Source organism: Pseudomonas sp. SWRI77, from assembly GCF_014269105.1.
GTDB classification, from domain to species: Bacteria; Pseudomonadota; Gammaproteobacteria; order Pseudomonadales; family Pseudomonadaceae; genus Aquipseudomonas; species Aquipseudomonas capeferrum.
Genome location: NZ_JABWRV010000025.1, coordinates 57,612 through 81,806, shown reverse-complemented (window position 1 = coordinate 81,806; position 24,195 = coordinate 57,612). Strand labels below are relative to the sequence as shown.

20 protein-coding genes and 1 pseudogene are annotated in these 24,195 nt (G+C 63.2%); 8 read left to right on the top strand and 13 right to left on the bottom strand.

Annotation, left to right across the window (positions count from 1 at the left end; translation table 11 throughout):
- Position 1 precedes the first annotated feature (1 nt).
- The 3 genes from HU766_RS21475 to HU766_RS21465 all read right to left on the bottom strand — a co-directional run bounded on the left by HU766_RS21475 (position 2) and on the right by HU766_RS21465 (position 4,652).
- A complete protein-coding gene (locus HU766_RS21475; RefSeq protein ID WP_186660415.1) occupies positions 2-1,009 on the bottom strand; it encodes a FecR family protein in 1,008 nt (335 codons plus the stop codon).
- Between the two features lie 170 nt (positions 1,010-1,179).
- Positions 1,180-2,949: an acyl-CoA dehydrogenase C-terminal domain-containing protein gene (locus HU766_RS21470; protein ID WP_186660413.1), complete on the bottom strand. Its 1,770-nt coding sequence runs from the start codon at positions 2,947-2,949 to the stop codon at positions 1,180-1,182.
- An 80-nt stretch (positions 2,950-3,029) separates the two neighbouring features.
- Positions 3,030-4,652 (bottom strand): acyl-CoA synthetase, encoded by a 1,623-nt coding sequence (locus HU766_RS21465; RefSeq protein WP_033697445.1) that lies wholly within the window; start codon positions 4,650-4,652, stop codon positions 3,030-3,032.
- A gap of 196 nt (positions 4,653-4,848) precedes the next feature.
- Here HU766_RS21465 and HU766_RS21460 point away from each other — a divergent pair, with 196 nt between their 5' ends.
- The 6 genes from HU766_RS21460 (at position 4,849) to HU766_RS21435 (ending at position 11,494) form a co-directional block, all read left to right on the top strand.
- Positions 4,849-6,255 (top strand): ATP-binding protein, encoded by a 1,407-nt coding sequence (locus HU766_RS21460; protein WP_186660411.1) that lies wholly within the window; start codon positions 4,849-4,851, stop codon positions 6,253-6,255.
- Positions 6,256-6,267: 12 nt separating this feature from the next.
- Positions 6,268-6,885, top strand: coding sequence for a response regulator (locus tag HU766_RS21455; protein ID WP_033697449.1), 618 nt, complete (start codon positions 6,268-6,270; stop codon positions 6,883-6,885).
- 125 nt (positions 6,886-7,010) lie between these two features.
- On the top strand, positions 7,011-7,484 hold the full coding sequence (locus HU766_RS21450) for a MarR family transcriptional regulator (RefSeq protein ID WP_033697451.1): 474 nt from the start codon (positions 7,011-7,013) through the stop codon (positions 7,482-7,484).
- A gap of 30 nt (positions 7,485-7,514) precedes the next feature.
- Positions 7,515-8,708, top strand: a complete 1,194-nt coding sequence (locus tag HU766_RS21445; protein WP_186660409.1) for an HlyD family efflux transporter periplasmic adaptor subunit — start codon at positions 7,515-7,517, stop codon at positions 8,706-8,708.
- Entirely contained in the window at positions 8,705-10,240 is a 1,536-nt protein-coding gene (locus HU766_RS21440; protein ID WP_186660406.1) for a DHA2 family efflux MFS transporter permease subunit, read from the top strand. Before HU766_RS21445 ends, HU766_RS21440 begins: the two co-directional genes overlap by 4 nt.
- 507 nt (positions 10,241-10,747) lie before the next feature.
- Positions 10,748-11,494 (top strand): SDR family oxidoreductase, encoded by a 747-nt coding sequence (locus HU766_RS21435; protein ID WP_186660404.1) that lies wholly within the window; start codon positions 10,748-10,750, stop codon positions 11,492-11,494.
- Between the two features lie 6 nt (positions 11,495-11,500).
- On the opposite strand, the gene HU766_RS21430 is transcribed toward HU766_RS21435, so the two are convergent.
- From HU766_RS21430 to HU766_RS21405, 6 genes and pseudogenes are all read right to left on the bottom strand, one after another.
- Positions 11,501-13,225 (bottom strand): ATP-binding protein, encoded by a 1,725-nt coding sequence (locus tag HU766_RS21430; RefSeq protein ID WP_186660402.1) that lies wholly within the window; start codon positions 13,223-13,225, stop codon positions 11,501-11,503.
- A gap of 165 nt (positions 13,226-13,390) precedes the next feature.
- Positions 13,391-13,651 (bottom strand): annotated as a pseudogene (locus HU766_RS21425) (PAS domain-containing protein); the annotation flags it as partial.
- Positions 13,652-13,678: 27 nt separating this feature from the next.
- Positions 13,679-15,334: a PAS domain-containing sensor histidine kinase gene (locus tag HU766_RS21420; RefSeq protein WP_186660397.1), complete on the bottom strand. Its 1,656-nt coding sequence runs from the start codon at positions 15,332-15,334 to the stop codon at positions 13,679-13,681.
- 60 nt (positions 15,335-15,394) lie between these two features.
- The gene (gene mapR / locus HU766_RS21415; protein WP_186660395.1) at positions 15,395-16,804 is read right to left on the bottom strand and encodes a GntR family transcriptional regulator MpaR; all 1,410 of its coding nucleotides are present in this window, start codon (positions 16,802-16,804) and stop codon (positions 15,395-15,397) included.
- 52 nt (positions 16,805-16,856) lie between these two features.
- Positions 16,857-18,260: a cytochrome c oxidase accessory protein CcoG gene (gene ccoG, locus HU766_RS21410; RefSeq protein ID WP_186660393.1), complete on the bottom strand. Its 1,404-nt coding sequence runs from the start codon at positions 18,258-18,260 to the stop codon at positions 16,857-16,859.
- Positions 18,261-18,381: 121 nt separating this feature from the next.
- Positions 18,382-18,621, bottom strand: coding sequence for a DUF3203 family protein (locus tag HU766_RS21405; RefSeq protein ID WP_186660391.1), 240 nt, complete (start codon positions 18,619-18,621; stop codon positions 18,382-18,384).
- 154 nt (positions 18,622-18,775) lie between these two features.
- Here HU766_RS21405 and HU766_RS21400 point away from each other — a divergent pair, with 154 nt between their 5' ends.
- Positions 18,776-19,309: an MgtC/SapB family protein gene (locus HU766_RS21400; protein WP_186660389.1), complete on the top strand. Its 534-nt coding sequence runs from the start codon at positions 18,776-18,778 to the stop codon at positions 19,307-19,309.
- Positions 19,310-19,840: 531 nt separating this feature from the next.
- Here HU766_RS21400 and HU766_RS21395 read toward each other — a convergent pair.
- From HU766_RS21395 to HU766_RS21385, 3 genes are all read right to left on the bottom strand, one after another.
- Positions 19,841-20,740, bottom strand: coding sequence for a hydroxymethylglutaryl-CoA lyase (locus tag HU766_RS21395; protein ID WP_095065135.1), 900 nt, complete (start codon positions 20,738-20,740; stop codon positions 19,841-19,843).
- A 20-nt stretch (positions 20,741-20,760) separates the two neighbouring features.
- Positions 20,761-21,159 (bottom strand): MerR family DNA-binding transcriptional regulator, encoded by a 399-nt coding sequence (locus tag HU766_RS21390; RefSeq protein WP_027593543.1) that lies wholly within the window; start codon positions 21,157-21,159, stop codon positions 20,761-20,763.
- 85 nt (positions 21,160-21,244) lie between these two features.
- A complete protein-coding gene (locus HU766_RS21385) occupies positions 21,245-22,123 on the bottom strand; it encodes a helix-turn-helix domain-containing protein (protein ID WP_186660387.1) in 879 nt (292 codons plus the stop codon).
- 171 nt (positions 22,124-22,294) lie between these two features.
- On the opposite strand from HU766_RS21385, the gene pobA reads away from it, so the two are divergent.
- A complete protein-coding gene (gene pobA, locus HU766_RS21380) occupies positions 22,295-23,482 on the top strand; it encodes a 4-hydroxybenzoate 3-monooxygenase (RefSeq protein ID WP_186660385.1) in 1,188 nt (395 codons plus the stop codon).
- Positions 23,483-23,519: 37 nt separating this feature from the next.
- Here the strand turns inward: pobA and HU766_RS21375 are convergent, their stop codons facing one another.
- A complete protein-coding gene (locus HU766_RS21375; RefSeq protein ID WP_186660382.1) occupies positions 23,520-24,170 on the bottom strand; it encodes an ankyrin repeat domain-containing protein in 651 nt (216 codons plus the stop codon).
- Positions 24,171-24,195 lie beyond the last annotated feature (25 nt).

The following is a 24,195-nucleotide window of genomic DNA, read 5'->3' as shown; positions in this document are numbered from 1 at the left end:
GTCAGCCCTTGCCGGGCGGCGGCGAAATGCGGTTGAGGACGGTGCTGCCGTCCTTGCTGCGGGTGAGGTACACCGGCAGTACCTTGGGCAGGTTGTTGACCAGGCGCCCGACTTCACGGGTGTTGTAGATGCCGCTGATGCGGATCCGGCCGGTGCTGGCATCAGCCAGCAGCAGCGGGGCGTCGAGGTAGCGGTTGATCACCGGCAACGCCTGCTCCAGGCTCAGGTTGTCGAGCACCAGCTTGCCACTGCGCCAGGCCAGGGTATTGCCGTAATCGTCGCTCTGCTCCAGTTGTGGCTCGAAATCACCTTTGTGATAGCTGGCCTGCATCCCAGGGCCGAGGCGGTAACCGCCCGCGCTGCCGTCACTGGTGACCAGCACCGAGCCTTCCACCAGCGTGACCTTGACCTGGTCCTGGTACTTCCACACGTTGAACTGGGTGCCGGTGACGCGGGTCTGGCCGCGGCCTGCGCGGACGATGAACGGGTGTGCACTGTCGTGCTGCACCTTGAAAAACGCCTCGCCGCGCTTGAGGGTGACCTGACGTTGGTCTTTGTAGTTGAGGTAGGTCAGCTCGGTGTTGAGGTTGAGTTCCACCGTGCTGCCGTCGCTCAGCTCCACCGTCTGCATGCGGTTGCTGGCTTCGAAGTGCTGGTAGTGGTTCGGCAGCCAGCCTTGTTCCCAGCCTAGCCAGCCGGCCAAGGGCAGCACCGCCAGGGCAATGGCCGCGGCCGAGGCCAGCGGGCGCCAGTTGCGTACCCGCGGTGCTTGGCGTGCAGGCGGGTTGAAATCGACCACGGTGGCGTTGCGTGGCAGCAGGTCGGCGGTTTGCCAGATCTCCAGCATCGCGTGGTATTCCTCGGCGTGCCGTAGGTCGGCCGCCAGCCAGCGGGCGAACGCCTCACGCTCGGCCGCAGTGCAATCTTCGGCGTGCAGGCGCATGCACCAATGCGCGGCGGCGTCGGTGATGGCATCGTCTGAGCTGGGATTGAGGCGGTCGTGGTTCATTGCGGCTCCGGGTTTTGCGCATTCTACCCTTGCTAAGGGGTCCCGAGAACCGAGGTAATGGCGAATGACTATCAGTTGTGACGGTTTTTCGTCGGATTTGCAATGGAATTTCAGCGTTTGAGAACCCTTCGCGGGCAATGCCAGGGGGCGCTGCACACCCCCTGGGCCGATCAGAACTGCGCTTCTGTCATGCCATAAAGGCTGGCGCTGCCCGCCCGGATGCTTGCCTCCAGCCCAAGGCTGCGCGGCAGGATGCGCTGAAAGAAGAACGCCGCACAGGCCAGCTTCGCCCCATGGAAAGCGGGGTCTTGTTCATGCTTGGCCTGCGCCACGGCTGCCATGCGCGCCCACATGTAGGCATAGGCGGTTAGGCCGAACAGGTGCAGGTACTCCACGGCCACGCTGCTGACCAGGTTGGCGTCTTCACTGGCCTGGGCCCGCAACCACGCACTGGTCGCTTCCAGGCGCGCAACGCTGGCCTGTAGAGCTTCGCGATGCAGCGGCGCGGCAACGCTGAACGCGCGCACTTCGGCGGTGAAGCTGGCCAGGGCCTGGCCACCATCGGCCAGTACCTTGCGCCCGAGCAGGTCGAGGGCCTGGATGCCGTTGGTGCCTTCGTAGATCTGCGCGATGCGCACGTCGCGCACCCGCTGTTCCTGGCCCCATTCGCGGATGTAGCCATGGCCCCCGTACACCTGCTGGCCGAGCACACAGCTTTCCAGGCCATTGTCGGTGAAAAAGGCCTTGGCCACCGGCGTGAGCAGCGCCACCAGGCGTTGGGCATGTTCACGCTCGCCTGTATCTTCGGCATAACGGGCCAGGTCCAGTTGTTGCCCCACGTAGGCCGCGAATGCCCGGCCGCCCTCGGTGAGGGTGCGCATGGTCAGCAGCATGCGCCGCACATCGCCATGCTGGATGATCGGGTCGGCCACCTTGCCCCGTGCCTGCGGGCCACTGGCGGCGCGGCTTTGCAGGCGTTCGCCGGCGTAGCGCGCAGCGCTCTGGTACGACGCTTCGGCGCAGCCGATACCCTGGATGCCGATGGACAACCGCTCGTAATTCATCATGGTGAACATGGCCGCCAGGCCCTTGTTCGCTTCGCCCACCAGGTAGCCCGTGGCGCCATCGAAGTTCATCACGCAGGTGGCCGAGGCCTTGATGCCCATTTTGTGCTCGACCGAGCCGCAATGCACGGCGTTGCGCCCACCCAGGCTGCCATCGGCATTGACCTGGTACTTGGGCACCAGGAACAACGAGATACCTTTGGCGCCAGTGGGGGCATCCGGCAGCTTGGCCAGCACCAGGTGGACGATATTCTCGGTCAGGTCCTGCTCGCCACCGGTGATGAAGATCTTGCTGCCAGTGATGCGATAACTGCCATCGGCCTGTGGCTCGGCGCGGGTGCGGATCAACCCCAGGTCGGTGCCGGCCTGGGGCTCGGTCAGGCACATGGTGCCGGCCCAGCGGCCTTCGTAGAGCGGTGGCAGGTAGGTGGCCTTGAGCGTCTCGCTGGCGTGGGCATCGATCGCCAGGCAACTGCCGGCGCTCAAGGCGGAATACAGGCTGAAGCTGCAATCGGCAGCGTAGAGCATCTCTTCGAACAGCACGCCAAGCATCTTCGGCATGCCCATGCCGCCATGCTCGGGGTTGCCCCCCAGGCCGACCCAGCCGCCTTCCCGGTAGGTGCGCCAGGCTTCGCGGAAACCGTCCGGGGTGCTCACCCGGCCGGCCTCGAAGTGCACGCCTTGTTCGTCACCGTTGCGGCTGAGCGGGGCGATCAGTTGGCCGGTGACCTTGGCCGCTTCTTCGAGGATGGCATCGGCGGTGTCGGCGTCGATGCGCTCGGCCAGGGCGGGCAGGCGTGCCCACAGGGCAGGGGCGTTGAAAACGTCACGCAGGATAAAGCGCATGTCGCGCAGGGGGGCGATGTAGTCGGTCATCAGCGGCTCGGTAGGTGTAGAAGCAACGGGTGTGGTGCTGGCCTCGGCGGCGGATTGCCGACGACGAGGCCAATGAACGGTCAGAGGGCTTTGGCCCGGTCGCGCAGGAGGTACTTCTGGATCTTGCCGGTGGAGGTCTTCGGCAGTTCGCCGAAGATCACCGTCTTGGGCACCTTGAAGCCGGCCAGGTGCTCCCGGCACCAACTGCTGATGTCGGCTTCGCGGGTGTCTTCCCGGCCAGGCTTGAGGGCAACGAAGGCGCACGGTGTCTCGCCCCATTTCTCGTCGGGGCGTGCCACCACGGCAGCTTCAAGCACCGCCGGGTGCTTGTACAGGGCGTCCTCGACCTCGATGGTAGAGATGTTCTCGCCACCGGAGATGATGATGTCCTTGAGCCGATCCTTGATCTCGACATAGCCATCGGCGTGCCACACGGCCAGGTCCCCAGTATGGAACCAGCCACCGCGGAAGGCTTCGGCCGTGGCTTCGGGGTTTTTCAGGTAGCCCTTCATCACTGTGTTGCCACGCATGAAGATCTCGCCCAGGGTGTTACCGTCACGCGGTACCGGCGCGAGGGTTTGCGGGTCGGCGACCATCAGGCCGTCGAGGGTCGGGTAGCGCACGCCCTGGCGCGACTTGATGCGCGCACGTTCCTCGAGCGGCAACCCGTCCCACGCTTCATGCCAGGCGCATACCGTCACTGGCCCGTATACCTCGGTCAGGCCGTAGGTGTGGGTCACCTGAATGCCCATTTCTTCCACTGCACCAATCACCTTGGCCGGTGGCGCGGCACCTGCGACCATCGCCTGCACCGGGTGCTCGATGGCAGCCTTGGCGGCCTCAGGCATGTTGACCAGGGCGTTGAGCACGATGGGTGCGCCGCACAGGTGCGTGACCCGGTGTTCGCGGATCAGGGTGAGGATCTTCTGCGGGTCGACCCGGCGCAGGAACACGTGGGTGCCTGCCAGGGCGGTGATGGTCCAGGGGTAGCACCAGCCGTTGCAGTGGAACATCGGCAGGGTCCACAGGTACACCGGGCGGTGGCCCATGGCCCAGGTCATCTGGTTGCCCAGGGCATTGAGGTAAGCGCCGCGATGGTGATAGACCACGCCCTTGGGGTTGCCGGTGGTGCCGGAGGTGTAGTTGAGCGAAATGGCCTGCCATTCGTCATCGGGCCATTCCCAGGCGAAGTCCGGGTCACCCTCGGCCAGCAGGGCCTCGTAATCCAGCTCGCTGACCGCGCGGCCTTCGCCGTACTCCGGGTCATCGACATCGACCACCAGGGGCGGGTGTTCGAGCAAGGCGAGGGCAGCTTCGATGACCGAGTGGAATTCGCGGTCGGTGATCAGCACCTTGGCCTCGCCGTGTTGCAGCATGAAGGCGATGGCCTCGGCGTCCAGGCGAACGTTGAGGGTGTTGAGCACTGCACCGGTCATGGGGATGCCGAAGTGCGCTTCGAGCATGGCCGGGGTGTTTGGCAGCATGACCGCTACCGTGTCGCCACGCCCGACGCCACGGCCGGCCAGTGCGCTGGCCAGGCGCCGGCAGCGCTGGTAGGTTTCCTGCCAGGTGCGGCGGATGGCGCCATGGATGACAGCCGGGTAGTTGCCATACACGGCTGCGGTGCGTTCGATGAAGCTCAGTGGGGTGAGGGCGACGTGGTTGACGGCAGCGGGCATCAGGCCCTGGGCATAGATCGACATGCGGTAATCCTGTTGGGGAGGCAGGCGCAGCCTGTGCGCTTGGCCCCCGGTGGCTGATTGTTAGCTCTGTTCAGGGTGTGGGAAGGCGTACGGTTGGCCGCAATTCCCCTGTCGCAGTTTTACGCGAGTCGCTATGGTAGATGGAATATCGACTATAGCAATATAGTAAAACTACTATAACAACGAGCCTCGCATCGTGGACAAGACCCTCTCTCCCTTGCTCGCCAAAGACCCCCAGCCCAGCCTGCTGCTGGCCGCCGATGCCAGGCCGCTGGCCTGCAACCCGGCCTTGCAGGCCTGGGTTGATGAAGGCCCTGCGCTGGCCTGCTGGCTGCCGGCCAACTGCGCCGCACTGGTGCGCGCCTGCCTGCGACAGCACCGGGCAATTGCCGATGTGCAAGTAGAAGTGGGCGAGCGCATCGTGCTGTGGACGTTCATCCCCGACGACCAAGGCCAGCAGGTACTCGGCCGCTGCCGTGACGCCAGTGCCGAGCGCCAGGGAGCGCGTGAAGCCAGCCGCGCCCGGCGCCTGTACCGCTTGATCATCGAGAACACCACCGACCTGATTTCCCGGCACAGCCCCGATGGCCGTTTTCTTGATGCCTCACCGGCGGCGTTCCGCCTGTTGGGCCTGTGGCCCGAGCAACTGCGAGGCATGGCCGTACGGACCTTGCTGCACCCGCGCGAGCGCCGCCAGGTGCTGGCTCAAGCGGCCGCCGCCCTGGACCAGGACGGTTATCACACCATGACCTGCCGGGTGCGCCAGGCCGCTGGCGGCTACCGCTGGTTCGAGATCGCCAGCCGCGCCATCCGCGAAACCTATACCGGGGCCGTGGTGGAGATCGTCAGTGTCTCGCGTGACATCACCTTGCGCATCGAGGCCCAGGAGAACCTGGCGCACAGTGCCCGGCTCGCCACCCTCGGCGAGTTGGCCTCGGGCATCGCCCACGAGATCAATCAACCGTTGGCGGCGGTGGTCAACTATGCCAATGCCAGTCAGCGTTACCTGCAGGGCCTGGAGCGCGACCCGCAGGCACGCGTGCGGGTCGGGCAGGGGCTGCAACGCATCACTGAGCAGGCGACCCACGCCGCGCAAGTGATCCGCCGGCTACGTGTGTTTCTGCGTAAAGGGCCGCGGCGGCTACAGGCACTGGACATGCTGGATGTCGTCAACGAGGCCATGCGCCTGTGTGCCTGGGAGGCGGCGCGTGACCAGGTCAGCATCGAGCTGCGCGTGAGCGCGCAATTGCCGGCGGTGTATGCCGATCGGGTATTGCTTGAGCAGGTGCTGCTGAACCTGCTGCGCAACGCCATTGATGCCAACCGCGAGCAGCATGGCGAACGCCCGTCACGTATCCTCCTGGCCGCCGTGCGCGAGGGTGATGGGGTGTTGGTGGAGGTGGCCGACCAAGGGCCAGGGGTTGCGGCCGAACGCCTGGAAGACATTTTTACCCCGTTCACCACCAGCAAGGCCGATGGCCTGGGGCTGGGCTTGAGCATGAGTCGCAGCCTTGTCGAAGGGTTTGGCGGCAGTGTGTGGGCACGTGCGGGCGAGCAGGGCGGTTTGGTAGTGTGCTGCCGCCTGGCGGTGAGCAGGGGATAAGAGGAGGTCAGGGTGCAAGCGAAAGTGTATGTGGTCGACGACGACCAGGGCATGCGTGATTCCACGGTCTGGCTGTTGCAGTCGGTGGGGCTTGAGGCCCTGTCGTTTGCCAGTGGCCAGGCGTTTCTGGACGCGTGCCGGGATGATGGGCCCGCCTGTGTGCTGCTGGATGTGCGGATGCCGGGGCTGGGTGGGCTGGCGGTGCAGCAGCTGATGAGGGAGCGGGGCCTGGACTTACCGGTGATCTTCGTCAGCGGCCATGCCGATGTGCCGATCGTGGTGCGGGCATTCAAGGCCGGTGCCTGCGACTTCATCGAGAAGCCGTACAGTGACCAGTTGCTGCTCGACAGTGTGCAGGAAGCGCTTGAGCGCGCCGGCCGCGCGCGTCAGGGCAACCAGGCGCTGGCCCAGGTGCAGGCGCGCATCGATGGCCTGACACCGCGCGAGCGCGATGTGTTCGTGCCGCTGGCCCAAGGCCTGAGCAACCGCGAGATCGCCGTGCAGTTGGGGGTTAGCGTGAAGACCGTGGACTTGTACCGGGGGCGGGTGATGAAACGGCTGCAGGCCGGCAGCCTGGCCGAGCTGGTGGGCATGGCGATTGCCTGTGGCGCGGTGCCGGCGTTGGCGTAGCAGCGCAACCACATCAGCAAGTCATGAGCGTCAAATCATGAAGTTTTGCATAGCAGCCTAATCAAAGCTTTGACATTCACTGCCTAGGCAGTAACATTTCCACACAATTACCCACGGCAGATCCTATGGCGCATTTTTCTCCCGAGAATTTCCAGACCTGTGCCATTGGCATGCTGTTGGGCCGCGCGGCGATCCTCAAGGACCGCATTCTTGACTGGCACCTTGAATCCGAGGGCGTCACCGCCGCGCAGTTCAAAGTGTTGATCATCGTCACCCAGTACCAGGTCGACACCCCGGCCGAGCTGTGCCGCTACCTGGGCCTGGACAGTGGTTCGATGACCCGCATGCTTGATCGCCTCGAACAGAAGGGCCTGATCGTACGCAACCGCTGCGCTGACGATCGCCGCCAGGTGCGCCTGGCCCTGACCGACGATGGCCAGCGCCTGGCTGATCGGCTGCCAGAGATCGGTGCGGCGGCGATGAACGAGTTGTGCGGCGTGCTGCAACCTGAAGAACTCAAGACCCTCGAGGGCTTGCTGGCCAAGGTGCTGCTCAGCGCTGGCGACCCTCTGACGATCCGCCGCTTCGGCGATCGTTGATCCCTGTTACGCATTTTCCAAGGTATTGTCATGGCTACTCCCACAGACACCACACCCCCCGCCGACGCGCCCGAGCCGTCGCGCAAACGCAAGGCCTGGCTGCTCGGCCTGCTGCTGCTGTTGATTGTTGGCGGCATCGGCGCCTGGGCCTGGTACTCCCTGGTCGGGCGTTGGCACGAGAGCACCGATGACGCCTACGTCAACGGCAACGTGGTAGAGATCACCCCGCTGGTGACCGGTACCGTCACCAGCATTGGTGCCGATGACGGCGACCTGGTCCATGCCGGCCAGGTGTTGCTGCAGTTCGACCCGGCCGACAGCGAGGTGGCGCTGCAGTCCGCTGAAGCCAAGCTGGCGCGCACGGTGCGCCAGGTGCGTGGCCTGTACAGCAACGTGGATGCGCTCAAGGCCCAGTTGCAGACACGCCAGGCCGAGTTGCAGAAGGCCCAGGACAACTACAACCGGCGCAAGGTGCTGGCCGACAGCGGGGCGATTGCGGCGGAAGAAATCTCCCACGCTCGCGACGACCTGAGCGTCGCTCAGAGCGCCCTCACCAGCGCCCGCCAACAGCTCAATACCAGCACCGCGCTGGTCGATGACACCGTGGTGTCCTCGCACCCCGAAGTCATGGCGGCCGCGGCCGACCTGCGCCAGGCCTACCTGGACAATGCCCGCACCACCTTGGTGGCGCCGGTGACCGGTTATGTCGCCAAGCGCACCGTGCAGCTGGGGCAGCGCCTGCAACCTGGCACCGCGACCATGGCGGTGATCCCCCTGGACCAGGTGTGGATCGATGCCAACTTCAAGGAAACCCAGCTGCGCGACATGCGCATCGGTCAGCCGGTGGAAATCAGCGCCGACCTGTACGGCAGCGAGGTCAAGTACAGCGGCACGGTAGACAGCCTCGGTGCAGGTACGGGCAGCGCCTTCGCGCTGCTGCCGGCGCAAAATGCCACCGGCAACTGGATCAAGATCGTGCAACGGGTACCGGTGCGTATTCACTTGAGCCCTGATCAGCTCAAGGACCATCCGCTGCGTATCGGCCTGTCCACGGTGGTCGAGGTCGACCTGCATGACCAGAGCGGCCCGACCCTGGCCCAGCAACCGCCGCAACAGGCCAGCTACACCACCCAGGTGTATGACCGCCAACTGGTCGAAGCCGACCACCTGATTGCCCGGCTGATTCACGACAACAGCGCATCCGGCAAGACGGCGCACCGATGAGCAACCAGGCCGCCGCCCAGTTCACCCCGCCGAGCCTGTTGCTGACCACCATCGGCCTGTCGTTGGCGACGTTCATGCAGGTGCTCGACACCACCATCGCCAACGTGGCCTTGCCGACCATCTCCGGCAACCTGGGGGTGAGCTACGAGCAGGGCACATGGGTGATCACCTCGTTCGCGGTGAGCAACGCGATCGCCTTGCCGCTGACGGGCTGGCTGAGCCGGCGCTTTGGTGAGGTGAAGCTGTTCATCTGGGCCACGTTGCTGTTCGTGCTGGCATCGTTCCTGTGCGGGATCGCCCAGTCGATGCCGGAGCTGGTGGGCTTTCGTGTGCTGCAAGGGGTGGTGGCGGGGCCGTTGTACCCGATGACCCAGACCTTGCTGATTGCCGTGTACCCCCCGGCCAAGCGGGGCATGGCCCTGGCACTGCTGGCGATGGTCACGGTGGTGGCGCCGATTGCCGGGCCGATACTGGGGGGCTGGATCACCGACAGTTACAGCTGGCCATGGATCTTCTTCATCAACGTCCCCATCGGCCTGTTCGCCGCCGCCGTGGTACGCCAACAGATGCGCACGCGGCCGGTGGTGACCAGCCGTCAGCCGATGGACTACATCGGCCTGCTGACGCTGATCGTCGGTGTCGGCGCGTTGCAGGTGGTGCTCGACAAGGGCAATGACCTGGACTGGTTCGAGTCGTCGTTCATCATCATCGGCAGCTTGATCTCGGTGGTGTTCCTGGCGGTGTTCGTGATCTGGGAACTGACCGACCGGCACCCGGTGGTGAACCTGCGGTTGTTCGTGCACCGCAACTTCCGGGTCGGCACCATCGTCTTGGTCGGGGGGTATGCGGGGTTCTTCGGTATCAACTTGATCCTGCCGCAGTGGCTGCAGACGCAGATGGGCTATACGGCTACCTGGGCGGGGCTGGCGGTGGCGCCCATCGGGCTGTTGCCGGTGATCATGTCGCCCTTTGTCGGCAAGTACGCGCACCGGTTCGACTTGCGCCTGTTGGCAGGGTTGGCGTTTCTGGCCATTGGCACCAGTTGCTTCATGCGTGCCGGGTTTACCAGTGAGGTGGACTTCCAGCATGTGGCGTTGGTGCAGTTGTTCATGGGGATTGGCGTTGCGCTGTTCTTCATGCCGACGTTGAGCATTCTGCTTTCGGACCTGCCGCCGCATCAGATTGCCGACGGCTCGGGGCTGGCGACGTTCCTGCGTACGCTGGGGGGGAGCTTTGCGGCGTCGTTGACGACCTGGATCTGGATTCGCCGGGCTGATCAGCATCATGCCTACTTGAGCGAGAACATCAGCCAGTTTGACCCGGCGACTCGGCATACGCTCGAGCAGCTTGGGGGGGCTAGCCCGCAGCATTATGCGCAGTTGGAGCAGATTCTGAATGCGCAGGCTTACATGATGTCGACGGTGGACTACTTCATGATGATGACGTGGGTGTTTGCTGGGTTGATCTTGTTGGTGTGGTTTGCGCGGCCGCCGTTTACGGCCAAGGCTGGGCCGGCTTCGGCTGGGCATTGATTGGTTGGTCGGTGATATTGGTCGGTGATATTGGTCGGTGATATTAGTCGGTGATATTGATCGGTTGGTATTGATATCTGGCGGAGTCCATTTGCGAGGGTGACGCTTAGTCACCGTTCCGCTCTTACAGCGGGTCACTTTTTGGCAAACGCCCCAAAAAGTAACCAAAAAGGGCTGCGCTCCATCATACGGCCCCTACGCTGCGCTTCGGGGTTCCCTCGCTCCGGCGCCTTCCGGGCCCGCGCGGCCTACGGTTTGCTGCGCAAACCTACATCTCGCGCCTTCGGCTACGCCGAAGGGTGCTGCGCACCTGGCCCTCCAGACGCCTGCGCTCGGCCTCCTGAGTCGCTGAAGATCAAGATCAAGATCAAGATCAAGATCAAGAGCTGGATCAAGAGCCAGATCAAGAGCGGGGGGGATAGCACGCTTTGCAGGGTTGATGTCATTCCCTTGAGTTGGTATTTCCCCTATTGTCCAAGCTCCACTTTCAAACACATTGGCAGACCCATGGAGAATGTCATCGTCATCACTGGCGCCAGTCGAGGTATCGGCGCCGCCACCGCGCTGCTGGCAGCACAGCAGGGTTATCGCATCTGCATCAACTATCACGCCGACGACCAGGCCGCCGAGCATATCCTCAGCCAGGTGCGGGCATTGGGCGCCGAGGTGATCGCCGTGCGCGCCGACGCCAGCGTCGAGGATGAGGTCATCCAGCTGTTTCAGCGCGTCGACCAGGAACTTGGTCCCGTCACTGCACTGGTCAACAATGCTGGCACCATTGGCCAGCAAAGCCGCGTCGAGGAGATGTCCGAGTTTCGCCTGCTCAAGGTGATGAAGACCAACGTCGTCGGCCCCATGCTCTGCGCCAAACATGCCCTGCTGCGCATGGCACGCCGGCATGGCGGGCAGGGCGGGGCTATCGTCAACGTCTCTTCGGTGGCCGCTCGCCTGGGCTCGCCCAACGAGTATGTCGATTACGCCGCCTCCAAGGGCGCACTGGACACCTTCACCCTTGGCTTGGCCAAGGAAGTGGCGGGGGACGGTGTGCGAGTCAATGGCGTGCGCCCAGGCTACATACACACCGGCTTCCATGCGCTTTCCGGCGACCCCGACCGCGTCGCCAAACTCGAACCCGGTTTGCCCATGGGCCGTGGTGGCCGGCCTGAAGAAGTCGCCGAGGCGATCATCTGGTTGCTCTCGGACAAAGCGTCCTATTCCACCGGCAGCTTCGTCGACCTTGGCGGCGGGCGCTGAGGGCTATCAGCCGTCCAGCAACTGGCCGACCTGCTCGGCCAGCGCCTCAAGGGTGAAGGGCTTGGTCAGCACACGCATGTCCGTGTCGAGGTCGCCTTGGCCAAGCGCCGTGCTCTCGTCGTAACCTGTGACGAACAGCACCTTGAGGCCGACGTAGCGTAGGCGCAGCCGGTCGGCCAACTGGCGCCCGTTGATGCCACCCGGCAAGCCCACGTCACTGACCAGCAGGTCAGGTGGCGGCTGGTTTTCCAGCCCGGCAATCGCCATGGGGCCATCCTCGTACATTTCCACCTCATGGCCCAGGTCATGCAGCACTTCTGCAATGACCAGGCGCATCGCGCTTACATCCTCGACCACGACGATCCGCTTTGCGGCGCCGCTGCTCGGGCGCGCTGCCGGCGCCAGGGGCTTGAGCGCGGCAGGGGCATATTGCGCGTGGTACCTCGGCAGGTACAGCTGCACCTGTGTGCCGTGCCCAAGCGTCGATGTGATTTTCAACTGCCCGCCGGATTGCCGCACAAAGCCGTAGGTCATCGACAAGCCCAGGCCTGTGCCGCGGCCCAGTGGTTTTGTGGTGAAGAAAGGGTCCACGGCGCGGCTGAGCGTGTCATCCGTCATGCCGCCACCCGTGTCCTCGACACTCAGGCACAGATAGTCGCCAGGTACCAGTTCCAGCTCGCTGGCGTGGTCAAGCGTGAGCGAGGTATTGCACAGCGCGATACGGACCCGGCCCCCATTGGGCATGGCATCGCGGGCATTGATGCACAGGTTGAGCAGGGCACTCTCAAGCTGAGGAGGGTCGATACGTACCGCCCAGAGGGCGTCTTTGCACTGGTAGTCGATTGCGATGTGGGGGCCGGTGCTGCGGCTGATCAGGTCCAGCATGCCGCTGACCAACTCGGCGACATCCGTCGGGCGAGGTTGCAAGGTTTGCTGCCTGGAGAACGCCAGTAGCCGATGCACAAGCGCAGCTGCCCGTTGCGCAGCACCGTGGGCGCTGTCGAGCAGCGGGCTGATCGTTGCTTTGCGCGGGTCGGCTGCAAGCCTGTCTCTGGCCAGTTCCAGAGCGCCGAGGATGCCGCCGAGCAGGTTGTTGAAGTCGTGCGCGATGCCCCCCGTCAATTGCCCCACGGCTTCGACCTTTTGCGCCTGGCGCAACGCTTCCTCGGCCTTCTGGCTCTGCGCCACGGCCAGTTCCACGCGCTGTTCGAGCTCTGCGTTGAGGTGTTGCAGGGCGCTTTCAGCGCGCTTGCGTGCCGTCACGTCACGAAAGATGACCGCAACCTGATGATGGTGAGCAGGCTCAATACGGATTGCCGCAAGGCCCAGGCAGCGTTCGGTGGCCAGCAGCTCGTGCTCGAAATACAGGGGGTTGCCGGTGCGCTCCACCGTACCGAAATAGTCGAGCCAGACCTCGGCCTCGTCGGGGATCACTTCACGCAGGGTGCGGCCCACCACATCGGGCAGCCCGGCATGGCGGCAGTAAGCGGGGTTGGCCATCAAGTGCACGTAGTCGCTCAATGGCCCCAGAGGGCCGTCGATGAACTGGATGATGCAGAAGCCTTCTTCCATGTTCTCGAACAGGAATCGGTAACCTTCCGCCTCCTGAGTGCGCTCGTGCAACCGCGACAATTCGCTGCTCAACTCGGTGTTGCGTCGTTCGAGTTGATCAACCCGTTGGCGTAGAAAATTCAATTCATCGGTAGTGCTCAAGCGAGAGTCACTGGGCATCCTTTGCGCTCCATCGCTATCCGGTGGCCGTTAGTTAATCAGCCAGGTCGAAAGGTTTGGTCAGCACGCTGGAAGCCTCCAGTGGCTGACCGTTGCTGAGTACGGCGCTTTCATCGTACCCGTAATGAACAGTACTTTGCTGTGCGGGTGACGTACGCGGTATTGGGCAATGCCGCCACTCAAGTGGCCAACGGCCTCCATCTTCTGGGCATGACGCAATGCCTCCTCAGCCTTGAGCAGACGTTGTTGGGCCGTGACCCGTTCGCTGATGTCGTAGGCGAACAGGTAGGCGCCTTGAACAACGCCATCAGGGGCACGCAAGCAATTGAAGCACAGCTCGTAATGCCGCTGTGCAGCCCCATTGCCTAAATGCTGGGTCAAGGTGAACTGTTCGCCCGACAGCGCACGTTGCCACAAAGGCTTAACGCGTTCACGGCGAGGGCGAAAAGCCGCTCAACGCAAATGCGCGTCAACGCCCAGCAGGCGATCGATGCGCTGCGCAAGTGCCTTGAGCTCGAACGGCTTGCAAAGCACTTCGGTAGGGCCGGCAGGCAGACTGCTGGCCACGCTGCTGGTGATGTCATAACCGGTGATCAGTATCACCGGCGCCTCACTGGCAAGGCTTCGGTAGGCCCCGGCGAGTTGCTGCCCATCGATGCCGCCGGGCAGGCCGACATCGGTGACCAGCAAATCCGGCAACGGCCCCTCCCGCAATGCATTGAAGGCGCTAAGGCCGTCCTCGCAAACCTGGACCTCGTGCCCCAGTTCTTGCAGCACTTCGCTGAGCACCAGGCGCATGGTCGCCTGATCTTCAACCAGCATGATCCGATAAGGCCTGTGTTGCGGCTTTTCGAGGATCTCTTCGGGTGCCACACAGGGCGCTGGCGGGGTGATGCTTTCGTCTCGAGGCAGATACAGGTGAACGGTGGTGCCTTGGCCCGGCGTGCTGTCGATGCGTAACTGGCCGCCCGACTGGCGCACAAAGCCGTAGACCATCGACAACCCAAGGCCAGTACCCTGGCCCATGGGCTTGGTGGTGAAGAAGGGATCAAGCGCACGCTGCATAATGTCCTTGCTCATGCCTATGCCGGTGTCGTCCACGCGGATATGCAAGAACTGCCCCGACGGCAGGTCCATGCGGCTCGCCTGGTCTTTGTCGAGTTCGGTGTTTTCGCAACCAATGCGCAATGTGCCGCCCAGCGGCATGGCGTCGCGGGCGTTGATGCACAGGTTGAGCAGGGCATTTTCCAGCTGCTGAGGGTCGATGCAGATCGACCACAGTCCTGCCTGGGTCAGGTCCTGGAAGTCGATGTGCGAATCAATCGAGCTACGGATCAGGTCGTTCATGTCAGCCACCAGCAACTGCACGTCGACCGGTTGCGCCAACAGTGTCTGCTGGCGCGAAAATGCCAGCAGGCGTTGCACCAGCGACGCCGCGCGCAATGCGTTGTGCTTGCCGACGTCGAGCATCCTGGCAGTGTCGAAGTAGCGCTGTTGGCCCAGGCGTTGCTCGGCCAACTCCAGTGCGCCAAGCATGCTCCCCAGCAGGTTGTTGAAGTCATGGGCAATGCCGCCGGTCAACTGGCCGACCGCTTCCATTTTCTGCGATTGGCGCAGGGCATCTTCGGTTTGGCGCAGGCGCCCCTGCTCGGCAACCCGTTCGGTGATGTCATAGGCGAACATGTAGCCACCCTGAATGCGCTGCTGCTCATCGCGCAGCGGGTTGTAGCGGATTTCGTAGTGGCGCAGGTCGTCAGGTGGCCCGAGGGAGATGGTATCGATGAACGCTTCGCCGGCCAGCAGGCGCGGCCATACCGGGGCCAACCGGCCCATGATGTCCGGTTGGTTGGCAAGGAACTGCGGAATGTAATCGCCGATCTGTGGCACAAAACCGCGCAAACGCTGGAAGGTTTCGCGGGCAGTGCGGTTGATTGCCACCAGGCGCATCTTTCGGTCGGCCGCAAACACGTTGGCCAGGCTGCTGTCGACCAGTTGACCGAGCAGTTTGTTGTTGGCCTGCGCGATGTCCTCGCGCTCGGTCAGCAGAGCTTCCAACTCTGCGACACGTGCCTGCAGCTGCTGGTAGGAGGGTTGAGTGACTGGCGGCATGCTGTTCGATCCGTTGAACAATTCGCACAAACTATAGTCGTGTCTCAATGCCCCCAGCCATCAGAATGAACGAATGATGCGCCCCAGGGTCTCCATCGCCCGTTCGGCACCGTCATGCCAGGGGCTACCGTAATTCAGGCGGATGCAATTGCCGAAGCGTCGAGTTGGCGAGAAGATCGGCCCGGGCGCAACGCTGATGCCTTGGGCCAAGGCCATGTGGAACAGCTTCAGTGCGTCCATCTGCTCTGGCAGTTCGAGCCACAGGAAGTAGCCGCCGGAGGGCTGGCTGACCCGCGTCTGTGCCGGAAAGTACCGGGAAATGGCTGCGAGCATGTTGGCTTGCTGGCCTTCCAGGGCGTAACGCAGCTTGCGCAGGTGGCGGTCATAGCCACCGTGCTGCAGGTAGTCGGCGATGGCTGCCTGGGCGGGCATCGAGGCGCACAGCGAGGTCATCAGCTTGAGCCGTTCGATCTTCTGGGCGAAGCGCCCGGCGGCCACCCAACCGATCCTGTAGCCGGGCGCCAGGCTCTTGGCGAACGAACCGCAGTGCATCACCAGGCCCTGCGTATCGAAGGCCTTGGCTGGCTTGGGCGCCTGTTGCGCGTAATACAGTTCGGCATAGACGTCGTCTTCAATCAGCGGCACCTGGTGGCGTGCCAGCAGCTCGACCAGCGCCTGCTTCTTGGCCTCCGGCATGCTCGCGCCCACCGGGTTCTGGAAGTTGGTCATGCACCATACGGCCCTGACCGGGTGCTTCTCCAGGGTCTGCGCCAGCACGCTCAGGTCCATGCCCTCGCGCGGGTGAACGGGGATTTCCACCGCTTTGAGTTTCAGCCGTTCCAGCACCTGCAGGCAGGCATAGAAGGCCGGTGCTTCGATCGCCACCAGGTCGCCGGGTTCGGTCACGGCCTGCAGGCACAGGTTGAGGGCTTCGAGTGCGCCGTTGGTGATCAACAGCTCTTCCATCGGCAGCATGAGCCCGCCGACCATGTAGCGCAGGGCAATCTGCCGGCGCAGCTGGGGGTTGCCAGGGGACAGGTCGGTGACCACCATGCGCGGGTCCATTGCGCGGCTGGCGCTGGCCAGCGAGCGCGACAAGCGCTGCAGCGGGAACAGTTCGGGGCTTGGGAACGCCGAGCCGAACGGCACGGTGTTGGGGTCCTTGATCGAGTCGAGGATGGAGAAGACCAACGCGCTGACGTCGACATCGGTGGACTCGCTGACCGGCTGCAACGCCTGCGGCTCACTGAACTGGCGCGGTGCATGGGCGTTGACGAAATACCCCGAGCGCGGCCGTGCGCGGATCAGCCCGCGCCGCTCAAGCAGGTAATAGGCCTGGAACACCGTGGACGGACTGACCCCGTGAGTCTGGCTGGCATAGCGTACCGAGGGTACGCGCTGGCCGGGGCCCAGCACACCCGAGCGGATCAGTTCGGCAATGTCGTCGGCGAATCGTTCGTAGCGTTTCATTCTGGCCTTCTGTCGAAGCCTGGCAGGCAAGGTAGACAAACAGTTTAAGGGATCAGCGGTTCATCGGCGCGACGAAGCGGCTTTGGGCAACACTGCGTACAGCAGGTTCGTCGCTGTCCTGCACCTCGAAACTCAAGGTTTGCGAGCTGCTGGTGGGGCGCTCGGCGAGCATCGCCACCGAGACAGGCAGTTCGCTCATTTCGCCGGCCGGGATGATGAACTCGGTCTTGCCCTGCAGGGTGAAGCCGTCGGCGTCCAGCAACCGCAGGTGATAGCGCTGGGTGCTTTCGGTCTTGTTGATGACTTTGAGCAGGTAGATGTTCTCGATCTGGCCCAGGGCGTTTTCGCGGAACAGGCCACGGTCCTTGATCACGTCCAGCGACACCATCGGGCGCCACTGCAAGGCAAGCACCAGCGCGCCGACCATCACCACCAGCGCGGCGGCATAGCCCAGCAGGCGCGGCCGCAGCCAGTGGGTGGTGCCGCCCTGCAGGCTGTGTTCGGACTTGTAACCGATCAGGCCGCGGGCGTAACCCATCTTGTCCATGACCCCGTCGCAGGCATCGATGCAGGCCGCGCAACCGATACAGGCCATTTGCAGGCCGTCGCGGATATCGATGCCGGTGGGGCAGACTTGCACGCACATCGTGCAGTCGATGCAGTCGCCCAGGCCTTGGGCTTGGGCGTCGCTGCTTTTCTTGCGCGGGCCACGGGTTTCGCCCCGACGCGGGTCGTAGGCTACCGCCAGGGTGTCTTTGTCGAACATCACGCTCTGAAAACGGGCATACGGGCACATGTGCAGGCAGACCGCTTCGCGCAACAGACCGGCATTGATGTAGGTGGCGGCGGTGAAGAACAGCACCCAGAACAGCGCGACGCCACCCAGTTGCAGGGTGAACAGCTCCGCCGCCAGGGGCTTGATCGGGGTGAAGTAGCCAACGAAGGTCAGGCCGGTGAGCAGGCCGATGGCCAGCCACAACCCGTGCTTCAGTGAGCGGCGGGCCAGCTTCTCCAGGCCCCACGGGGCTGCGGCGAGCTTGATGCGTTGGTTGCGGTCGCCTTCGCTGATCTTTTCACACCACATGAACAGCCAGGTCCAGGTGCTTTGCGGGCAACTGTAACCGCACCACACACGGCCGGCGTAGACAGTGATGGCGAACAGGCCGAAGGCGCAGATGATCAACAGCGCCGACAGCAGGATGAAGTCCTGCGGCCAGAAGGTGGCGCCAAAGATATGGAACTTGCTGCTGCTCAAGTCCCACAGTACGGCCTGGCGGCCGTTCCAGTCGAGCCAGACGGTGCCGAAAAACAGGAGAAACAACAGCCCGGCGAAGCCGATGCGCAGGTTGCGGTACAGCCCGGTGAAACTGCGGGTGTGAATGCCGCTGTCGACATGGCGTTTGGCGGCGGTGACTACGGGCGCGGCAATCTCGGTAAATTGAATTCTATCGTTCATGGCTCGGTGCTCATCAGGCCTCGATCAGGCATGAGCACTATGGCCCCCGAGCTGTTATCAGCACAGGCTCAGGTTTTGCGATAAAAACCGTATCAGATGCGCAGCTGTAGGCCGCCAGGCCTCATATTACCGAGCCTGGCACGCTTGTCTTCAGATGCCTGCGGCTATCCACCGCACCCGCCACGGTCAGGGCATCGGCCTCTGCCTCGGTGATTGGTACGCGTTGCCCGGCGAGCAGCGCCACCGACATGCGCAGCTGTTCGTCGGTGATGATTTCGATGGCTGGGCCATCGCCTTCCAGATGCACATCCTCGCCGATGAGGGTGCAGCGGCGGGTGCTTTCGTCGATTTCAACCGGCATGGGAACATCCTCTTGGTGGCGGTTACAGGTTGTGACCGCAGCACATGGCAGGTTGCTGCATCGTTCCGCCGGGCGGGCGGCATCGCACTTGTCAGCGCGCAGCGGGTCAACCCTCAGAAGGGCCGCACGCCAAGCCCGGTCGAGGAGCATCACTATGAACCCCTGGTGGCACCCCATCTGGCAGGCCATACAAGCCGAGTTCGCCGACATCACCGACGAGCGCGAAGTGACCCAGGTCCTCGTGCGCCTGCTGATGGCCGCGCTGCTCGGTGCGGTACTGGGTTTCGAGCGCGAGCACAAAGGCAAGTCTGCCGGCGTGCGCACGCACATGCTGGTCTCGCTTGGCGCTGCACTGTTTGTGTTGTCACCGAGCATGGCCGGCGCTGACGAGCAGGCGCTGAGCCGGGTGATCCAGGGCATTGTCGCCGGTATCGGCTTTCTGGGCGCGGGGACCATTCTCAAGGGTAACGGCCAGGACACCAGCCATGTGAAAGGGCTGACTACCGCTGCCGGGTTGTGGATGACCGCCGCCATCGGCACGGCTGCCGGCATGGGGCGTGAGGCCACGGCATTGATCAGCACGGTGCTGGCCTTGCTGGTGCTGGGCACGATGCCTTTGCTGGTGGAGAAGGTCGAGAATGTGGATGAGGCGAAGCAGGAGGAAGAGGAGGAGCGCAGGAAGCACTGAGGGGAGCCTAAGCTCCCCTCAAAGTGATGTTGCCTGCTCTTTTTTATTATTGAAGACTGGCCTTTTGTTGTTTTTGTAAGCCTGTCTTTGTGTTGCGAGCGACCCCCATGCGGGGTCAAGAGCAAACGTATTTTTTTGAGCGCTGACCTGCTTTCACCATGTCTGGTCCGGTGCTGACTGCTGCTACCTTGAGGTAGTTTATTGTTCTGTGTCAGACCGCGGGGCGTACCCCTGAAAAGCGTGCCTACTCCAAAAAAATCTGCTTGCTACGCCTCTGCCGTGTTGTTCTTGTTATGTCAGAGCCGTTACCTGTTGTTTTTATTGGGTGTGTCGTTTTTCTTGTTCTTGTACCAAAGATATAGCAGGGCCCGTGCCAACTTTTGCAAACCCTTTAAAATCAATCACTTAAGCGCTTAGGGCAAAAACACCGGACCTGAAATTTTGTCGATTTGTTTCCCTGTTACCCGATTTTTTGCTGTGAAACGTGGGGGAGGTAACACTCCACCCACATTCGTGTGACACCCGTATGACTTACTGCGCGCTGCGTGCCCGCGCCACCCGCGAGCCGTTGGCCCGGCCAAGCACCTGGCTGATGCGTTGCCCCGCAGCAATCAGGCGGTCCAGGTCGATGCCGGTCTCGATGCCCAGCCCCTGGAGCAGGTACAGCACGTCTTCGGTGGCGATATTGCCGGTGGCGCCTTTGGCATAGGGGCACCCCCCCAAACCCGCTACCGAGCTGTCGAACACGCTGATGCCTTCAAGCAGGCTGGCATACACATTGGCCAAGGCCTGGCCGTAGGTATCGTGGAAGTGCCCGGCCAGCTGCTGGCGGGGCACCTGGGCCGAGACGATGTCGAACAGCCGACGGGTATCACCGGCGGTACCGGTACCGATGGTGTCACCCAGCGACACTTCATAGCAGCCCATTTCATGCAGGGCTCGGGCGACCGGGGCAACCTGTTCGGCGCTGACCGTGCCTTCATAGGGGCAGCCCAGCACGCAGGAGACATAGCCCCGCACGCGCACGCCGTGGCTGCGCGCGGCCTCCATGATCGGCTCGAAGCGTTTGAGGCTGTCGCTGATCGAACAGTTGATGTTGCGCTGCGAGAACGCCTCGGACGCTGCGGCGAACACCGCCACCTCCTTTACCCCTGCCGCCAAGGCATCTTCGAAACCCCGCAGGTTGGGGGCCAGGGCTGCGTAGGTAACACCGGGCTTTTGCTGGATTGCGGCGAAGACTTCGGCGGAGCCGGCCATCTGCGGTACCCACTTGGGCGAGACAAAACTGCCGACTTCGATGTAGGCCAGGCCCGCCTCGGTGAGGTCGTCCACCAGGCGTACCTTGTCGGCGACGCTGATGGGCTGGGCTTCGTTTTGCAGGCCGTCGCGGGGGCCGACTTCGACCAGACGGACTTCTTTGGGCAAGGGCATGGCGGGTTTCCTGTGGCGGGTCAACGGTTGTCTTTATTGTTCAAGGTCGCGGCGAGGGCTTGTTCACAGCGCTCCTGGGCGGTGTCGAGTTCGAGCTGCATCTGGTGGATGTCCAGCATCTGCTGTTCCAGCTGGGCGCGTCGTTCGGCAATTTTCACCAGCATACTGTTGAGCTGCTTGAGATTGCCGCTGGTGGGGTCGTACAGCTCGATCAGCTCGCGGCATTCGGCGAGGGAGAAGCCGATGCGCTTGCCGCGCAGGATGAGTTTCAGGCTGACCTTGTCACGTGCCGAATAGATGCGTTCCAGGCCGCGCCGCTCGGGGCTCAGCAAGCCCTGTTCCTCGTAGAAGCGGATGGCGCGGGTGGTGATGTCCAGCTCGCGGGACAGGTCGGAGATGCTGTAGGTCTGAAGGCTCATGCTGGGGCTCGGCGTGGAGTATGCAGGTATCCTGAATGCAGGTTGACGTATACGTCAAGCAGGGCTTGAAGGCGTGTGAGGGTTTCTAATCTGGCACGCCTGTGCGCCGATACGCATTGGGTGTCTGCCCACTTAGTCGCTTGAAAAACCGCGCAAAGTAAGTCGGATCGGTAAACCCCAGGGTATCCGACAACTGCCCGATGCTCATGCGGCTATAGAGGAGGTTGCGGCGCGCCTCCAGCAGCAGGCGCTGATGCACCACCTGCAAGGCGGTCTGCCCGCTCAAAGCGCGGCACAGCTGGTTCAACTGCAGGCTCGAGACGTTCAGCCGCGCAGCAAAATCCTCCACGGACAGGTGCTCGCGGTAATGCGCCTCGACCAGGCGCAGGTATTGCCCGAGCAATTGCCGGTCTCGTTCGTCACGGTTGCGTGGCGTCTGCCCCAGTTGCTGCTGGCGGCTGATCCACACCATCAATGCTGTGACCAGCGCCTGTAGCATCGTCGCCCGCGCTGGGGCATTGCCCTGGTACTCCTGCTGCAAGGTGTCGACCAGGCTGCGCAAGCGCTGACGGTCCTTGCCCAGCGCATAGCACGCTGGCGCGGCAAGCATGCCCAGCGGCGCGCCCAGTTGCTGCTCAAGGCCCGCCACCAGCGCGGTGCCGAAGGTCAGCACATGCCCTTGGATGTCGGCACTGAAGCGAAAGCCGTGCACGGTCAGTGGCGGTACTACCTGGATCGAGGCTTGGCTGATCGCGCGGCGAACACCTTCGATCTCCACCTCGGCTTGGCCACGTTGCACATACAACACCTGGAACAGCTCGGCGTGCTGGTGCGGTTTGATTTCCCAGTGGTGCAGGCGGCTGCGTGCCGGGATCGACTCGCAGTGCAGCAGGTCGGTGCCGGGCCACGCCTGGTTTTCGCCATACAGCTGGAACAACGGAATGCCGGGGAGGGTGGATTTCATGCGGGGATGCCTGTCCGTTAATCGAACGTTTTTTGTAAAAGTGCAGGTTTTGCATGGAATAGCACACTTAAACGGCTGCCGTTGCCCGTAAAAATGCAGGTGCAAACCCTAACAGCAGATGCCCGGCCACTGCCAGTCCAGGCCGGCATCGCCCGACTAGAGACAACAACAATGAAAACTCAGGTTGCAATTATCGGTGCAGGTCCGTCTGGCCTGCTGCTCGGCCAATTGCTGCACAATGCCGGTATCGAGACCGTCATCGTCGAACGCCAGACCCCTGAATACGTGCTTGGGCGCATCCGTGCCGGGGTGCTTGAGCAAGGCACCGTCGACCTGTTGCGTGAGGCCGGTGTATCGGCGCGCATGGACCGTGAAGGCCTGGTGCATGAAGGTGTCGAACTGCTGGTCGGCGGGCGTCGCCAGCGGTTGGACCTCAAGGCCCTGACCGGCGGCAAGACAGTGATGGTCTACGGCCAGACCGAGGTCACCCGTGACCTGATGCAGGCGCGTGAAGCCAGTGGGGCGCCAATCATCTACGCGGCGAACAATGTGCAGCCGCATGAGCTCAAAGGCGAGCGGCCTTACCTGACGTACGAGAAGGACGGCCAGGCCCACCGCCTGGAGTGTGACTACATCGCCGGTTGCGATGGCTTCCACGGGGTTTCCCGGCAGAGCATTCCCGAGGGCGTGCTCAAGCAGTACGAGCGGGTCTATCCATTTGGCTGGCTTGGCTTGCTGTCCGATACGCCCCCGGTCAATCACGAATTGATCTATGCCCACCACGAGCGGGGTTTCGCGCTGTGCAGCCAACGTTCGCAGACGCGCAGCCGCTATTACCTGCAAGTGCCGCTGGACGATAAGGTCGAAGCCTGGTCAGACGAGCGTTTCTGGGACGAACTCAAGGCCCGTTTGCCCGCCGAGGTTGCGGCTGACCTGGTCACTGGCCCAGCCCTGGAAAAAAGCATCGCGCCGCTGCGTAGCCTGGTGGTCGAACCGATGCAGTACGGCCACCTGTTCCTGGTCGGTGACGCTGCGCACATCGTCCCACCCACCGGTGCCAAAGGTTTGAACCTGGCAGCTTCGGACGTCAACTACCTCTACCGCATCCTGGTCAAGGTGTACGGCGAAGGGCGTACCGACCTGCTTCAGCAATATTCGCCGCTGGCCCTGCGTCGGGTATGGAAGGGCGAGCGTTTCAGCTGGTTCATGACCCAGCTGCTGCATGACTTCGGCAGCCACAAGGATGCCTGGGACCAGAAGATGCAGGAGGCAGACCGCGAGTACTTCCTGAACTCCCCAGCGGGGCTGCTGAACATTGCCGAGAACTATGTGGGGCTGCCGTACGAAGAAGTAGTCTGACCTGCCATTGCGCAAACGAATTGTGCCTGCCTCGAAATTAGCGAGTCAGTAGCGCCTCCATCTCCCGGTAACCCCGCTGGCGCGCATGCTCCAGCGCGGTAACCCCGTCCTTGTCGGCAATCTGCCGATCCGCCCCCGCAGCCAGCAGCCGGCGCACAATCTCCACATGCCGCGGCCCGCCATCCCCCAGGATCACTGCCTCCATAAGCGCGGTCCAGTGCAGCCGGTTCAGGTGGTTCACGTCCACCCCGGCGTCTATCAGCATCTGCACGGTCTCGACGTGCCCACGCTCCGCCGCAGGGATCAACGCAGTTCCCCCGTATCGGTTGGTGCTCCGGAGGTCGGCACCGTGGCTCAGGGTCAGCCGCAGGATGCCGTTCAGGCCCCGGGCGCCGGCATACAGATAAGGGCTGTCATCAATATTGTCCTTGGCGTTCACGTCGGCACCGGCCTCGATCAGCGCTTGGGCCGCCGCAACCTGGTTGCCGTGAGTGGCCACCAGCAGGGCAGTGCGCCCTTGCTCATCACGGCTTTCCAGTCGGGCACCTTGTGTCAGCAACTGTTGCAAGGTGCGCACGTCATCGTGACTGGCAGCGTTGTGCAGGCGGTTGTCCAGGGTGGTGTTCTCGGCGTGGGCGGCAAGGCTGGTGAACAGGGCGAACAGCATGGTTGCGAGTGGTATACGCATGGGATGGGCTCCTTGGTGACCTGTC

Excerpts from the sequence above, each read along its gene's own strand:
- HU766_RS21475 (WP_186660415.1), bottom strand. The coding sequence starts at position 1,009 with ATGAACCACGACCGCCTCAATCCCAGCTCAGACGATGCCATCACCGAC.
- HU766_RS21470 (WP_186660413.1), bottom strand. The coding sequence starts at position 2,949 with ATGACCGACTACATCGCCCCCCTGCGCGACATGCGCTTTATCCTGCGT.
- HU766_RS21465 (WP_033697445.1), bottom strand. The coding sequence starts at position 4,652 with ATGTCGATCTATGCCCAGGGCCTGATGCCCGCTGCCGTCAACCACGTC.
- HU766_RS21450 (WP_033697451.1), top strand. The coding sequence starts at position 7,011 with ATGGCGCATTTTTCTCCCGAGAATTTCCAGACCTGTGCCATTGGCATG.
- HU766_RS21445 (WP_186660409.1), top strand. The coding sequence starts at position 7,515 with ATGGCTACTCCCACAGACACCACACCCCCCGCCGACGCGCCCGAGCCG.
- HU766_RS21440 (WP_186660406.1), top strand. The coding sequence starts at position 8,705 with ATGAGCAACCAGGCCGCCGCCCAGTTCACCCCGCCGAGCCTGTTGCTG.
- HU766_RS21435 (WP_186660404.1), top strand. The coding sequence starts at position 10,748 with ATGGAGAATGTCATCGTCATCACTGGCGCCAGTCGAGGTATCGGCGCC.
- HU766_RS21430 (WP_186660402.1), bottom strand. The coding sequence starts at position 13,225 with ATGCCCAGTGACTCTCGCTTGAGCACTACCGATGAATTGAATTTTCTA.
- HU766_RS21420 (WP_186660397.1), bottom strand. The coding sequence starts at position 15,334 with ATGCCGCCAGTCACTCAACCCTCCTACCAGCAGCTGCAGGCACGTGTC.
- mapR (WP_186660395.1), bottom strand. The coding sequence starts at position 16,804 with ATGAAACGCTACGAACGATTCGCCGACGACATTGCCGAACTGATCCGC.
- ccoG (WP_186660393.1), bottom strand. The coding sequence starts at position 18,260 with ATGAACGATAGAATTCAATTTACCGAGATTGCCGCGCCCGTAGTCACC.
- HU766_RS21405 (WP_186660391.1), bottom strand. The coding sequence starts at position 18,621 with ATGCCGGTTGAAATCGACGAAAGCACCCGCCGCTGCACCCTCATCGGC.
- HU766_RS21400 (WP_186660389.1), top strand. The coding sequence starts at position 18,776 with ATGAACCCCTGGTGGCACCCCATCTGGCAGGCCATACAAGCCGAGTTC.
- HU766_RS21395 (WP_095065135.1), bottom strand. The coding sequence starts at position 20,740 with ATGCCCTTGCCCAAAGAAGTCCGTCTGGTCGAAGTCGGCCCCCGCGAC.
- HU766_RS21390 (WP_027593543.1), bottom strand. The coding sequence starts at position 21,159 with ATGAGCCTTCAGACCTACAGCATCTCCGACCTGTCCCGCGAGCTGGAC.
- HU766_RS21385 (WP_186660387.1), bottom strand. The coding sequence starts at position 22,123 with ATGAAATCCACCCTCCCCGGCATTCCGTTGTTCCAGCTGTATGGCGAA.
- pobA (WP_186660385.1), top strand. The coding sequence starts at position 22,295 with ATGAAAACTCAGGTTGCAATTATCGGTGCAGGTCCGTCTGGCCTGCTG.
- HU766_RS21375 (WP_186660382.1), bottom strand. The coding sequence starts at position 24,170 with ATGCGTATACCACTCGCAACCATGCTGTTCGCCCTGTTCACCAGCCTT.